We start from the raw sequence: 14,044 nt of genomic DNA on the forward strand, positions 1-14,044 counted from the left end.
CCTCCATCGATGATGAAGGGCATGCAAACTGCGAGCCAGTTCCTAGAATTCAGCGGAGTTTTTCAACACAATCGGCCGAGTGCGGTCGTCTGTCGCATTCTGTCGTGTCTGCGGCCCGCGCCGGTGGTCAACCCAGCCCAGCACGCACGCACGCGCAGCGGCTGGCGCCGCGATGTGGCGAGCAAGACACCCCAAGATGGTCCAGCGGTCTAGCGATATGCAGGGCGCCCCCTGTCGAGACAACCTGGCTTGCGGCGCCAGCAGTAGCTACAGTTCCAACCTCGGTGAAAAATTCCATTCCCAGTGAAACACGACACCGAGCCCGCAGTCACCGGTTCGCGAAGACGCTCTTGCGGATCGAACCATGCACACCCCAGTTGGCGTCCACCACCTGCGTCACGCCAAAGTCTGCCGCCACCGACAGCAATGCAATGGCTTCATCCTCGCTGAGGCGGTGCACCGTCATCAGAAAGCGGCGCAGCTTGCGGAAGGCATCGCGCATGGCCGGGTCGAGCGACGACTTGCCGGCAATCGCCGTCTGAGCATCGGGCCCGAGCGCCGCCAGGTAGTTCGGATAGGTAAAGCCGTAGACCGACCACTGCTCTTCGGTCTCCAGCAGCGGATGGTCCAGGCCTTCGAGCAAGGTGCCACCCAGTTCGGACTGCTTGTGCAGAATGAATTCGAAGTCTCCCGTCAGCGAGGTTTCGATGGCCGTGCCGCCGAGCTCGCTGTCGCCCTGCGCGGCGTGCGGGTCACCCACCGAGAAGAAGGCACCGGGCACGGCCACCGGGTAGTACATGCGCGCGCCCTTGCCGATGCGCCAGTCGTCGATATTGCCGCCGGTGTAGCTGGGTGGAATGGAGCTGACGAAATCGGACTCCGAAGGCGCAAGGCCCATGGTGCCGAAATGCAGGCGCGCCGGCACCTTGACGTTGCGCAGAATGTCTTCCCGCTTGCGCACCAGCGTGTGGTCGACCGGCACGCCGGGGTAGCCGATGGTGGCGTGCACCACGCCGTCGGGGTCGGTCTGCGGCGTCCACACGTAGTTGTACACGGCACGCGCGAAGGGCTCGCCCGAGGTGTCGAGTTCGAAGATCGTCACCACCTCGCGCGGCTTGGGCTCTTCGATCAGGTCGCGGTAATGAAAGCCCCACGAAGCGGCCGCGTTCGAGCCGAAGCAACGGCCCGCATAGCAATGGTTGCAGCTGGGCCGCGGCCGCACGTCGAGGATGCGCACTTCCAGCACGTCGCCCGGCTCCGCGCCTTCAATCACGACCGGGCCGGTCAGCAGGTGCACGCCCACGCCTTCGCCCTCGCCGAGCTTGAAGGGCCCCGTCACCGGACCGGCGCCGCGGCGCGGCACGGCCTTGTGCTCGCGCGTCCACGCGAACACCGATTCGGCGCCGGGGTCGCCGGCAATCATGCGCTCGTGATCGTCGTTCGCATGGTGCGTCAAGGTCTCGATGGTCACGCGGTCGCCTGACTTCACGACCAGCGACGGCGCAACCGCCTTGCTGAAATAGCCCCAGTGGATGGTCTGGGGAGAGACAGGCAGGATGTGGTGTTTCATGGGGTCCTATCGGGGCAGACTCAGGCGGGCACGGGTGTCGAAGCGACCGGCAGCACGTCGGCCGACATCACGCTCAGGAATCGGGCGGTTTCGCGCTGCTGCGGGTGCTGCAGCACCTCGAGCGCGGGGCCGCTTTCGACGATGCGGCCGCCGGAAAGAAACACCACGCGGTCAGCCACCTCTGCCGCAAACCGCAGCTGGTGAGTGGAGATGACCATCGTCAGTCCCTCCTCGACGGCCAGGCGGCGGATCACCTCCAGCACCTCGTTGACCAGTTCGGGATCGAGTGCCGACGTGGGCTCGTCCAGCAGCAGCACGCTGGGCCCCGGCGCCAGCGCGCGGGCGATGGCCACGCGCTGCTGCTGGCCGCCGGACAGGTGGCGCGGCAGCGCTTCGGCGCGGTGCGCCAGGCCCACCCGCATCAGCAGTTCACCTGCGCGCCGGTCGGCGTCTTCCGCCGTCCAGCCGTGCACCCAGCGTAGCGGGCCGGCCACGTTCTCGCGTGCCGTCAGGTGGGCGAACAGGTTGAACTGCTGGAACAGCATGCCCACGCCCAGGCGCGCGCGCTCGCGGGCCAAGTCGCTCGGGGTCATGAGCTGGCCGTCGGGCCGGTAGCCCAGGCGCTGGCCGCCGACATGGACCTGCCCCGCGTCCCAGCTTTCGAGATGGTTGATGCAGCGCAGGAGCGTGCTCTTGCCAGAGCCGCTCGGGCCCAGCAACGCGACCACTTCGCCGGCGTGTACCGTCAGGCTCAGATCCCTGAGCACGGACTGCGGACCATAGGCCTTGGACACGCCGTTGATGCGCAAGGCCACGGGCGCATCGGCCAGCCGGGAAGCGCGTGCCGTGCGTTCGACGGACGCTGCGACGGCAAGCGGCCGAACAACGGGGGCCGCGTCCTCGGACCCGACCTCTGGAACTTCCGCGGCTGTTCTTTCTTCCTTCGAAGCCGAAGGGCCCGCGGATGGTGCCGCGGCACGGCGCCACGGCAGCCATAGCGCCAGTCCGCGCAGCGCCTGCGGGCGGTCCAGGTCGAAGCGCGCTTCCAGCGCCAGCTGCACCAGGCTGATCGCGCCGGTCAGCACCAGGTAGATCAGCCCCGAGGCGAAGAACACCGAGAAGAAATCGAAGGTGGACGAGGCCAACTGAGAGCTGCGCAGCGTGAGTTCCTGCACCGCGATCACGGAGGCGAGCGAGGAGTTCTTGAGCGTGCTCACCGCCTCGTTGCCCATCGCGGGAATCATCGATCGCAGGGCCTGCGGCGCGATGATGCGGCGCATGAGCACGCGCGGCGTCATGCCCAGCGCCTGGCCGGCCACCACCTGGCCGCGGTCCACGCCGACGACGCCCGAGCGGAACATCTCGGCGATGAACGTGGCCTCGTTGAACGCCAGCGCCAGGCCGGCGGCCAGGAGCCCGGGCAGCACGATGCCCACGTGCGGCAGCGCGTTGTAGAAGAAGATCATCTGCAGCGCCAGCGGCGTGCCGCGGAAGATCACCGCATAGCCCCGGGCAAACGCGGCCAGCGGCTTGAAGCGGCTGAGCTGCATTGCCGCAAGCACCAACCCCACCACCACTCCGCCCGCCAGCCCGATGCCGGTGGCTGCAAGCGTGAAGACGATGCCCTGGATCAGGTAGGGCATGGAGAGGTAGTGGAGGAAGAGCTCCATCTCACTTCGCCACTAGCAGGCGCGGCGCTTCGAGGTTCTCGACCGGCAGGCCGTTCTTCTTGAGCAGCTCGGTCTGGATCCCGGCCTTCTGAATGGCCACCAGCGCGGCCATCACCGCGTCGCGGAACTCCGTCTTTCCCTTGGGCACGGCAATGCCCACCGAGTACGGCAGCGTCACCGCGGCGGCCTTCTCCAGCTTGTCCGGATAGGCCTTGACGGCGCTGTCCACCGTGTTGACGTCGTTGATGTAGGTGTCCGCGCGGCCCGCAAGGATGGCCTGGATGCAGTTCTGGTTGTTGTCGTAGAGCTGAACCTCCGGCTCGGGCTTGCCCATGGCCTTGCACTGCGGCGCAAGCGCCTGGATGAGCGGCACCTCGACGTAGCCGGTGTTCTCGGCAGCCACCGTGCCGCACAGCGAGGTATTGATGCCGGTGATCTTCTTCGGGTTGCCCTTGGCCACCAGCACGCCGTCGAACACCTTCGAATAAGTGATGAAGTCGGCCGCCTTGGCGCGCTCTTCGGTGGCGTAGATGTCGGAGATGACGATGTCGGCCTGCCCCGCCTGCAGCGTGGTCAGCAGCGCCGCAAAGGTCACGGGCTTGTAGGTGAGCTTGAAGCCCAGGCAGCCGCCGATGGTTTCGCCCAGGTCGATGTCGAAGCCGATGTACTTGCTCGGATCCTTGGGATCGATGGTTTCGTAGCCGGGCGTGTGCGGGTTGATCGCGTTGACCAGGGTCTTGCCCTTGAACTGCGGGTACTTGGCTTGCAGTGCGGCGCACTCCGCCGGCGCCTTGGCGGCCTCGGCATGCGCGGGTGCGGCAGTCAGCGCAAGAGCCGAGAGCCCGATCAACGCGATGGCCGCAGCGCGCATGCCGGCCGGTGCGAGCGCGCGAAGCCGGACGCAGCGTCCGGCCGGGAGGGGAAGGTTTTGCATGGTCCGAGGCTCCTGTGGAGACGGAGCGAGCCGGCTGGCACCACGCCAGCCTGCTGCACCGCACCATGTGAGCGTAGGAGCTGCGTCGCCGCCGCACTTGTGCGTGGGCGCACGACTGCTTGTGCGAACCGCGACGCGGATCGCGGCCTCGAAGCGCACGAAGTCTTCGCGGTGATGGCCTTGCAGCATGACCTCGGTGAACACGGTGAGGCTGGCCGCCGAGGCTGCACCTTTATTCGGCGCCTTCGCATTTTGAAGCACCGCTTCAAAAGGCATGCTGCATTGACCACTAACTCTTTCAGACCCTCGTCTCTAAAGTCGCGCATCACACGATGAGCGCCGCAGCAAAGGGGCCTGAAGGAAATGAACGAAGACCGGAAACCGCACCGCGCCTCTGGCCGCACCACCGCCATTCCGCGCGCCTTGCTGGCTTCGCTCGTGGCCGTGCCGTGCATTGCCGCGGGCATCGCATGGCCCGCACCCGCCGCCGCCAGCCCAGCGCTGGCCCAGAAATACTCATGCGTTGCATGTCACCAAGCCACGGCAAAGGTCGTGGGGCCCTCCTGGAAAGACATCGGCGCAAAGTACGGCGACGGCAAGGGAACGGCCGCGCAGCTGGCCGCAAGCATCAAGGCCGGCAGCTCCGGAAAGTGGGGCCCGATGCCGATGCCCGCGCAAGCACAGGTTCCCGACGCCGACGCACAGTTGCTCGCGCAATGGCTGCTCGACGGCGCCAAGTAGTCGCAAGAAATCACCACCCCCACCTGCGGAGAAAAGAACATGAGCGCGCTCCACGTCAATGGCCGTGAACACACGGTCGACGCCGATCCCGGCACCCCCATCCTCTGGGCCCTGCGCGACACGCTGGGCATGACCGGCACCAAGTTCGGCTGCGGCGCCGCGCTGTGCGGCGCCTGCACCGTGCACCTGGACGGCCAGGCCATCCGCTCGTGCATCACGCCGATCTCGGCGGCCGAAGGCAAGAAGATCGTCACCATCGAAGCCGCCACCGACGGCAGCGACCGCGTTGGCGCGGCCGTGCACGCCGCATGGGTCAAGCACGACGTGGCGCAATGCGGCTACTGCCAGAGCGGCCAGATCATGAGCGCCACGGCCTTCATCAAATCGCTCCCGCCCGGCAAGCAGCCAAGCACCGACGAGATCGACTCGGCCATGGCCGGCAACATCTGCCGCTGCGGCACCTATGCCCGCATTCGGGCCGCGGTGGCCGATGCCGCCAAGACCCTGGCCTGAAGGAGCACGCTACATGTTGCCCACCCATATCGATCCGAGCGAACTGCCGCGCGCCCTGCAGCGCCTGATGGCTGCAAGCCAGCCTGATGCAACCGCCGCCCTGCCCCGCCGCAGCTTCCTGAAGCTGGCCGGCGTCGGCGGCTTGGCGATTGGCGCGTTTCCCCACATGGCCATGGCGCAAGCCGACGGTGCGGCCAAGCCGGCAGGCGGACTGAAGCCGTCGCAGCAGCCGCTCGCCTTCGTGCAGATTGCCCGCAACGGCGAAGTCACCGTGACCCACAACCGGCTTGAATTCGGTCAGGGCGTGCAAACGGGCCTGCCGATGATCCTGGCCGAAGAGCTGGATGCCGACTGGAGCCTGGTGCGCAGCAAGAGCGGCACCAACGATGCCGCCTACCACGACCCCGTGTTCGGCATGCACCTGACCGGCGGCTCCAACTCGATCAAGAACAGTTTCACGCAATACCGCGAGCTCGGCGCGCGCGCACGGGCCATGCTGCTTTCGGCCGCCGCCGCACGCTGGAAGGTCGACGTCGCCACGCTGCGCACGCAGGCCGGCACGGTGCTGGGCCCGGGCGGGCGCAAGGCGAGCTATGGCGAACTGGCCGAGGCCGCCATGGCGCTGCCGGTGCCCGAGAAGGTCACGCTGAAAGACCCGAAGGATTTCAAGATCATCGGCCGGCCCACCACGCGGCTGGATGCGCGTGCCAAGAGCAGCGGGCGGCAGGACTTCGGCATCGACGTCAAGCAGCCCGGGCAGCTCACCGCGGTCGTGGCCCATCCGCCGGTGTTCGGTGCGCGGCTGAAGTCGGTGGACGACAGCGCGGCGCGTGCCGTGAAGGGCGTGAAGGCGGTGCTGCGCGTGCCGCTCGACCGCGGCGCGGAAGGCGTGGCCGTGGTGGCCGACGGCTACTGGCCGGCCAAGCTGGGCCGCGATGCGCTGAAGCTGCAGTGGGATACCTCTGCCGTCGAAAAGGTCGACAGCGAAAAGCAATTGGTGCAGTACCGCGAACTGGCCACCAAGCCCGGCCCGCGCAAGTTCGACGCCGACATGGCGCCGCTGGCCAAGGCGCCCAGGCAGCTCGATGCCGAGTTCGTGTTCCCCTACCTGGCCCATGCGCCCATGGAGCCGCTGAACTGCACCGTGAAGCTATCGGCCGACCGCGCCGAGCTCTGGGTCGGCACGCAGAGCGCCGGGCTGGACGCCGCCGCGGCGGCGCGCACGCTGGGCCTCAAGCCCGAGCAGGTGAGCGTGCATGTGCAAATGGCGGGCGGCGGCTTTGGCCGGCGCTTCGTGGGCTCGAGCGACTACGTGGTCGAGGCCTGCCAGATCGCCAAGGCCGCGCGCACCGCGGGCCTGACCGCGCCGGTGCGCCTGCTGTGGAGCCGCGAAGACGACATCAAGGGCGGCTACTACCGCCCCATGCACCTGCACCGCGCGCGCATCGGCTTCGACGAGCGCGGCAAGGTGCTGGCGTGGGACCACGTTATCGTGGGCCAGTCCATCCTCACGGGAACGGTGTTCGAGTCGTTCCAGGTCAAGGACGGCATTGACGCGTCAGCCACAGAGGGCATGCGTGAACCGTACCCGCTGCCGATGCGCCTGACCGTGCACCACCCCAAGGTCAACGTGCCTGTGCTGTGGTGGCGCAGCGTGGGTTCCACGCACACCGCCTTCGTGATGGAAACGCTCATCGACGAGATCGCGCACAGCACCAAGCAGGACCCTGTGGCCTACCGCATGCAGCTCTTCGGCGACAAGCACTCGCGCCATCGCGCCGCACTGCAACTGGCAGTCGACAAGAGCGGCTACGGCAAGAAGCAGTTGACCCAGGGCCGCGCCTGGGGCGTGGCGGTGCACGAGTCCTTCGAGTCGGTGGTGGCCTATGTGGTGGAGGCTTCGGTGAAAGACGGTCAGCCGGTGCTGCACCGCGCGACCGCCGGCGTGCATTGCAACCTGGCCGTCAATCCGCGCAGCGTGGAAGCGCAGGTGCAGGGCGCCGCGGTCATGGGCCTGTCGATGTGCCTGCCGGGCGGCGCCATCACGCTGAAGGACGGCGAAGTGCAGCAGAGCAACTTCGGCGACTTTGCGGTCGCCCGCATCACCCACATGCCGGAGTTCGATGTGCACGTGGTGCCGAGCGCCGATGCGCCCACCGGCATCGGCGAGCCCGGCCTGCCGCCGCTGGCGCCGGCGTTCGCCAATGCGCTCGCGCGGCTGACGGGCAAGCCGCTGCGCCAGCTGCCTTTCAACCTGGCCTGAGCGGCCGTGCGCGGCGCAGGGAAAGGCTCAGTCCGCCTGCACGCCCGCCGCGCGAATCACCTTGCCCCACTTCTCGGTTTCGGCCGCGAGGTGGGTGCGCAGGGCTTCGGGCGTGACCTTGTCCATGGGCACGGCCTCGGTGCTCAGTTCGGCGAAGCGGTGCTTGACCATGTCGTCCTGCAGCGCCGCACGCAGTGCCGTGTTGAGCTTTTGCATCACCGCCGGCGGCGTGCCCTTGGGCGCGTAGATGCCGTGCCACACCTTCACGTCGAAGCCCTTCAGGCCCTGCTCGTCGAGCGTCGGGATGTTGGGCATGCTCGACAGCCGCTTGGGCGTGGTCACGCCGAACACCTTGACGCGGTTGCCGTCCTTGATGACCGGGGCGGTCTGCGTGGTCTGGTCGCACAGCAGATCGACCTGCCCGCCCATCACATCGTTGAGCGCGGGGCCGGCGCCCTTGTAAGGAACGGTGGTGAGCTGCACGCCGATCTGGTGGGCAAAGAGCATGCCGCACAGCTGCGACACCGCACCGACGCCGGCGTTGGCGAGCGTGACCTTGTCCTTGTTGGCCTTCACATAGGCCAGCAGCTCCTGGAAGTTGTTGGCCGGAAAGTCCTTGCGCGAAAGCAGCGTCATCGGCACGTCCATCACCTGACCGACGTATTCGAAGTCTTTCAGCGGGTCGTAGCTGAGCTTCTTGTAGAGCGCGGGCGCGGTCGCCATGCCCATGTGATGGATCAGGATGGTGTAGCCATTGGGCGCCGCCTTGGCCACGCGCCCGGGCGCGATGGTGCCGCCCGCGCCGACGGTGTTCTCGACGACGACTGTCTGCCCGAGCGACTTGCCCATGGGAATGGCCAGCATGCGCGCGACCACGTCGGTAGGCCCGCCGGCTGAATACGGTACGACCATGGTGATGGGCTTGTCGGGCCAGGGTGCCTGCGCCGTGGCCGGCGCTTGAGCGGCCAGCAGGCAGGCGCCCAGCGATGCCGCGAGTGCCGTCCGAGTCTTCCAGTTTTTTGTTGCTTTCACTTCGTTGTCTCCTTGGGGTTATTGGTTTCGAATGTCCGAAGCCCCGCCGCCTTCAGGGCGGAGCTTGCGATTCGAGTGCGAGCAGGCGCTCTGCGAGCCGCACCACTGGTGCGTCGACCATGCGTCCGTCGAGGCTGACGACACCGCCGCCTGCGGCATGGGTTGCGTCCATCACGCGGCGCGCCCACGCAAGCTCGTCGGGGTTTGGGCCGAGCGCGGCATGCACGGGCGCAACCTGGTCCGGGTGAATGCAAAGCTTGGCGCCGAAGCCGCCGCGCCGGGCGCGTGCCGCGTCGTTGGCGAGCCGCGCCGTATCGCGCCAATCGGGCGTGACACCGTCGATGGGCGCCGCAAGCCCGGCGCGGCGCGAGGCGAGCACCAGTGCCAGGCGCACGGGCACCAGTTCGGCTTCGTCCGCATCGCAGGCAAGCCCCAGGTCTGCCTGGAAATCGAGGTTGCCGAATGCGAGCCGCAGCACCTGCGGCGCGGCCGCGAGTTCGCGCGCGGCTTCCAGGCCCGCAGCCGATTCGATCAACGGCACGATCAGGCCCTTCGGCCCGATGGCTACACCGAGCTGCTGCAGATCGGCCGCACGCTCGGCTTTCGGCAGCATCACGCCGGCGATCAAGCCTTGGGCGGCGAGCTCGCTTACCTCCGCGAGGTCACTGCCGTGCCACGGTGTTCCCCAGGCGTTGATGCGCACCAGCACGCGCTGCCGTTCCACTGCACTCAAGGCAGAGAAAGAAGCCCTCAGCTGCGCACGCGCTTCCGCCTTGCGATCAGGCGCCACGGCGTCTTCCAGGTCGACGATCACGCCGCCCGCGCCGCTGGCCAGCGCGCGCGCATGGCGCTCGGGTCGGTCCGCGGGCACGAACAGGAAGGTGCGCGCGATTGCCAGCGGCAGCGGCAGTGCCGCGTGCGCCGTGCTCACACCGCCCCCGCTTCTCGCAGCGCGGCAATGTCCGCCTCGCCTCGCCCCAGGCTGCGCAGAATGGCTTCGGTGTGCTCGCCGACGGCGGGCACCGGGTCCATGCGGTAGTCGAAAGCGCTCTGGCGGCCTGCGGGCAACAGGGCCGGAATAGCGCCGGCCGGCGAACCCACCTGCCGCCAGCGGTCGCGCGCCTGCAATTGCGGATGCGCCCACAGCCCGGCCATGTCGTTCATGCGCGCATTGGCAATCTGCGCGGCATCGAGGCGCTCGAGCACCTGTGCAGTGTCGAGAGCGCCAAAGGTCTCCACGATGATGGCGCGCAGCGCATCGCGGTTCTCGTTGCGCCGCGCGTTGCTGTCGAAGCGCGCATCGGTGGCAAGCCCCGCCTGCAGCAGCACCTTCTCGCAGAAGGCGCGCCATTCGCGTTCGTTCTGCAGGCCCAGCATCACCGTGCCGCCGTCGCCGGCAGGGAACGGGCCATACGGATAGATGGTCGCGTGCGATGCGGCGCTGCGCGGCGGCGGAGGGGCGCCTTCGTAGGCGTAGTACATCGGGTAGCCCATCCACTCGGCGAGAGATTCGAGCATCGACACGTCGATGTGCGAACCCTTGCCGGTCTTGCCGCGTTGCAGCAGCGCCGCAAGGATGCCGGTGTACGCGTACATGCCCGCCGCAATGTCGGCGATGGAGTTGCCGGACTTGCACGGATCGTCCGGCGTGCCCGTGACCGAAAGGAAGCCCGCCTCGCTCTGTATCAGGAGGTCGTAGGCCTTCTTGTCGCGGTAGGGGCCGTCTTCGCCGTAGCCCGAGATGTCGCACACAATGAGCCGCGGATGCTTCGCCTGCAGCGCTTCGGCACCCAGCCCCATGCGCGCAGCCGCGCCGGGCGCGAGGTTCTGCACCAGCACGTCGGCCTCGGCGACCAGCTCTTGCAGCACCGCGAGCGCGGCCGGTTGCTTGAGATCGAGCGTGAGGCTTTCCTTCGAGCGGTTCACCCACACGAAGTGCGAGGCCTCGCCGCCCACGCGGGCGTCGTAGGCGCGGGCAAAGTCACCGACGCCGGGCCGCTCCACCTTGATGACGCGGGCGCCGAGGTCGGCCAGTTGCCGGGTGCAGAACGGTGCCGCAATCGCGTGCTCGAGCGAAACCACCGTAATGCCGTCGAGAGGTCTTGTCATTCGCTTGTTCTCCCTGTGTTCATGCGAGCACGGCCGTGGCCTGCATCGTGAGCCAGCCGTCGGCGTCTTCGCCCCACAAGCTGAAAGTCTTGCCGTCGGTGCTGCCTTCGGCCGGCTTGCCATGCACGCGGAACGGCGCGATGTCGAAGGTCGGCCGCACGGCGCGGAATTCGAAGCGCGCGAGCTGCGCGCCCGGCACATTGCGGCGCAGCAGGTCGACCAGCAGCGTGGCAATGAGCGGCCCATGCACGATCAGGCCCGGATAGCCCTCGACCTGCGTCACGTAGCGGCGGTCGTAGTGAATGCGGTGGCCGTTGAAGGTGAGCGCCGAGTAGCGGAACAGCAGCACGTCGTCGGAGACGATCTCGCGGCTGAAGGCGGCGTCTTTGGGCGCGGGCGTGGGTGGCGGGGTTTTCTCGTCGGGCGCGGCCGCGGCGCGGTAGACGATGTCGTGCTCCTCGGTAAGCGCAAGGCCGCGTTCGTTTCGCACTTCATGGCGCACGAGCACAAACACCAGCTCGCCGCTGCGGCCGGCCTTGTGCGTGACGGAAGCGATGGTCGAGGTGCGCTCGACCGTGTCGCCGACTTGCAGCGGATTGCCCTTCTCCCACACCAGCCGTCCGCCGGCCCACATGCGGCGCGGCAGCGGCACGGGCGGCAGGAAGCCGCCGCGCTTTGCATGGCCGTCTTCGCCGATTTCGGATTGGCGGTGGTGCGGCAAGAAGTAGAGCCAGTGCCAGAGCTCGGGCAGGCGCGCGCCGGCACCAGGAAGCGGGTCGTCGCGGTCCAGCGTGGCGGAGAGTGCGCGCACGGGCGCGGCGGTGACTTCGTCGGCCAGTGTTTCGCTGCGACCTTGCCATGCCTGGAGCCTTGCCAGGGTGTCGCCGTCGATCGGACGGGAGGAATTCTCTGGGGTGTGATTGCTCATGGTTCTTTTTTCAGTCCACCGCCGCACCGGATGCCTTGACGATGCGCGCCCACTTGGCGAGGTCGTCCTGCAGCAGCTTCGAAAACTGCTCCGGCGTGGTGGGCGCTGCGATTTCGACGCCCTGCTGGTCGAGCTTGTCGCGCAGGTCCTTTGCGGCCAGCGCCTTGCGCGTGGCGTCTTGCAGCGTGGCGAGCACGTCGGCCGGCACGCCCGCCGGCGCGAACAGGCCGATCCACAGCGTGCCGTTGTAGCCCGGCACCGCCTCGGCAATGGTGGGCACGTCGGGCAGCACCGGCGAGCGCTTGTCGCCGCTCACGGCCAGCGCGCGCAGCTTGCCCGCCTTGATGTGCGAAAGCGCTGAAGGCAGGCTGGCAAAAACGATGGGCAGTTGCCCGCCGAGCACGTCGTTCAGCGCAGGCGCCACGCCCTTGTACGGCACGTGCTGCAAAGAAATGCCGGCCATGCTGTTGAGCATTTCGCCAAGCAGGTGGTTGAGCGTGCCGTTGCCGGCGGAGGCGTACTGGTAGTTGGCGCCCTTCTCCCGCGCAAGCTTCAGGAACTCATTGAAGTCCTTGGCCGGAAACGACGGGTTGACCAGCAGCACGTTGGGCACCGCGCCGATCAGGCCCACGGGCTTGAAATCCTTCACCGGATCGAAGCCCGCGTTCTTGTAGAGCGCCGGGTTGATGGCCTGGCTGCTGCTGATGGTCATGAGCAGCGTGTAGCCGTCCTTCGGGCCCTTGGCGACGAGCTGCGTGCCGATGTTGCCGCCCGCGCCGGGCCGGTTGTCGACCACCACGCTTGCATTCATGACCTCGCCGATCTTCTGGCCCACGAGGCGACCCACGATGTCGTTGGTGCCGCCCGCGGCCTGCGGCACGATGAGGGTGACTGGGCGCGAGGGGTACGGCTGCGCGGTTGCCGGGCCTGCGGCAATCAATGCGGCGGCGAACGAAAGAAAGGCCAGTGCGCGAAATCTCATGTCTTTGTCTCCATGGCCGCATGGTGTTCCGCCCTACCCCTGCGCGCAATCTGCGATTTCGGAACCCAGCCTTCTGATTTACCGAAGGCTTGGGTACGATGGCCCATGCTCTTCGACCTGACCGACCTGCGCCTTTTCGTTGCCACGGCCGAACTCGGCAACCTCACGCGAGCCGCCGAGCGGCAGCACCTCTCGCTTGCGGCGGCCAGTGCGCGCATCAAGGCGCTCGAAACGCAGGCGGGCTTGCAGCTGCTGCAGCGCGAAGCACGCGGCGTGCGACTGCTACCTCCGGGTGAAGCCTTCTTGCATCACGCGCGCCTGGTGCTGCATCAAACGGAGCAACTGCGCGCCGACCTGCTCGAATACGGCGGCGGCCTGCGCGGCCACCTGCGCGTGTTCGCCAACACCACGGCTGTGACCGATTTCCTGCCCGAAATATTGCCCGGCTTTCTTGCGCACAACCCGCGCATCAACGTCGACCTTCAGGAAAAACCGAATGCTCAGATCCCGCGCGGCGTGCTCGACGGCCGCGCCGACATCGGCATCGTGGCGGGCCGCGTCGACACGCTGGGCCTGGAAGCCATTCACTTCAGCACCGACCGGCTGGTGCTCGTCACATCCCGCAAGCACCGCTTCGCAAAGCGCCGAAAGATTTCATTTGCCGAGACGCTGGACGAAGACGCGATCGGCATGCAGCAAGGCAGCACCTTGCAGACGTTTCTCGCTCAGATCACAGACAACCTCGGCAAGCGGCAGAAGCTGCGCATCCAGTTGGGCAGCTTCGACGCGATGTGCCGGATGATCGGCAGCGGCGTGGGCATTGGCGTGGTGCCGGAATCGGCCGCACGTCGCAACCAGGAGAGCATGCAGCTCGCGCTGATCGACCTGAGCGATGCGTGGTGTGTGCGGGAGCGGTACTTGCTGGTGCGAGACCGGGCGGCGTTGCCGATCTATGCGCAGGCGTTGGTCGAAACGCTGTGCCGGCACTATGCGGGTGAGCAGGCTGCTATTTGACTGAATTCCGGCGCCGCGGGCCAATAAAACAAGGACTTGCGAGCGGATTGTGAAGAAGCCGGTGCCGTCCCCATTTTCCGTGGACAACTTTGGGGATAACTGATGTGCTTCCTTGTAAACGCGATTTAAGTTGTTGTTTTACAAGGGGAATAAACAGTTTGCTGAAAATTTGGGCGGTGAACAAGGTGGCGTCTGCTGTTCAGGGCTGCTGTTCAGGGCGGGTGCAAAGGCCACCGGGTACTCCCCTCCGCGAATGTCCCCCGGGGCTGCGCCCCTCCTCCTTTATTT

General features: G+C 67.2%; 11 protein-coding genes and 1 pseudogene. 4 read left to right on the plus strand and 8 right to left on the minus strand.

Translation table 11 applies throughout. The features are described 5' to 3' along the window. Positions 1-328: 328 nt before the first annotated feature. The 3 genes and pseudogenes from V9L21_RS26155 to V9L21_RS26165 form a co-directional block, all read right to left on the minus strand. Positions 329-1,567 (minus strand): annotated as a pseudogene (locus V9L21_RS26155) (acetamidase/formamidase family protein); the annotation flags it as partial. A 23-nt stretch (positions 1,568-1,590) separates the two neighbouring features. After that, positions 1,591-3,240 carry an amino acid ABC transporter permease/ATP-binding protein gene (locus V9L21_RS26160; protein WP_337315688.1) on the minus strand — a complete coding sequence of 550 codons (1,650 nt, stop codon included), beginning with the start codon at positions 3,238-3,240 and terminating at the stop codon, positions 1,591-1,593. Position 3,241: 1 nt separating this feature from the next. Continuing rightward, positions 3,242-4,174 carry an ABC transporter substrate-binding protein gene (locus tag V9L21_RS26165; RefSeq protein ID WP_337315689.1) on the minus strand — a complete coding sequence of 311 codons (933 nt, stop codon included), beginning with the start codon at positions 4,172-4,174 and terminating at the stop codon, positions 3,242-3,244. Positions 4,175-4,537: 363 nt separating this feature from the next. Here V9L21_RS26165 and V9L21_RS26170 point away from each other — a divergent pair, with 363 nt between their 5' ends. From V9L21_RS26170 to V9L21_RS26180, 3 genes are read left to right on the plus strand one after another with little or no spacing between them, the layout of a single operon-like run. Next, on the plus strand, positions 4,538-4,915 hold the full coding sequence (locus tag V9L21_RS26170) for a c-type cytochrome (RefSeq protein ID WP_337315690.1): 378 nt from the start codon (positions 4,538-4,540) through the stop codon (positions 4,913-4,915). A gap of 39 nt (positions 4,916-4,954) precedes the next feature. Next, positions 4,955-5,428, plus strand: coding sequence for a (2Fe-2S)-binding protein (locus V9L21_RS26175; protein WP_258505656.1), 474 nt, complete (start codon positions 4,955-4,957; stop codon positions 5,426-5,428). 13 nt (positions 5,429-5,441) lie between these two features. Further along, complete coding sequence (locus tag V9L21_RS26180; protein WP_337315691.1) at positions 5,442-7,691, plus strand: xanthine dehydrogenase family protein molybdopterin-binding subunit; 2,250 nt, start codon at positions 5,442-5,444, stop codon at positions 7,689-7,691. Positions 7,692-7,718: 27 nt separating this feature from the next. Here V9L21_RS26180 and V9L21_RS26185 read toward each other — a convergent pair whose 3' ends face one another. Genes V9L21_RS26185 through V9L21_RS26205 form a run of 5 tightly spaced genes read right to left on the minus strand, consistent with a single transcriptional unit; the run spans position 7,719 to position 12,742 of the window. Continuing rightward, a complete protein-coding gene (locus V9L21_RS26185) occupies positions 7,719-8,723 on the minus strand; it encodes a tripartite tricarboxylate transporter substrate-binding protein (RefSeq protein WP_337315692.1) in 1,005 nt (334 codons plus the stop codon). A gap of 52 nt (positions 8,724-8,775) precedes the next feature. Next, positions 8,776-9,654: an HpcH/HpaI aldolase/citrate lyase family protein gene (locus V9L21_RS26190; protein ID WP_337315693.1), complete on the minus strand. Its 879-nt coding sequence runs from the start codon at positions 9,652-9,654 to the stop codon at positions 8,776-8,778. Further along, entirely contained in the window at positions 9,651-10,832 is a 1,182-nt protein-coding gene (locus V9L21_RS26195; RefSeq protein ID WP_337315694.1) for a CaiB/BaiF CoA transferase family protein, read from the minus strand. The genes V9L21_RS26190 and V9L21_RS26195 overlap by 4 nt, the downstream gene beginning before the upstream one ends. Positions 10,833-10,851: 19 nt before the next feature. Then, complete coding sequence (locus tag V9L21_RS26200; protein ID WP_337315695.1) at positions 10,852-11,760, minus strand: FAS1-like dehydratase domain-containing protein; 909 nt, start codon at positions 11,758-11,760, stop codon at positions 10,852-10,854. A 10-nt stretch (positions 11,761-11,770) separates the two neighbouring features. After that, positions 11,771-12,742, minus strand: a complete 972-nt coding sequence (locus V9L21_RS26205; RefSeq protein WP_337315696.1) for a tripartite tricarboxylate transporter substrate binding protein — start codon at positions 12,740-12,742, stop codon at positions 11,771-11,773. A 105-nt stretch (positions 12,743-12,847) separates the two neighbouring features. Here V9L21_RS26205 and V9L21_RS26210 point away from each other — a divergent pair, with 105 nt between their 5' ends. Further along, on the plus strand, positions 12,848-13,756 hold the full coding sequence (locus tag V9L21_RS26210) for a LysR family transcriptional regulator (protein WP_337315697.1): 909 nt from the start codon (positions 12,848-12,850) through the stop codon (positions 13,754-13,756). Positions 13,757-14,044: the final 288 nt, after the last annotated feature.

The sequence above is a fragment of the Variovorax sp. CCNWLW235 genome, from assembly GCF_037204085.1.
Classification (GTDB): Bacteria; Pseudomonadota; Gammaproteobacteria; order Burkholderiales; family Burkholderiaceae_C; genus Variovorax.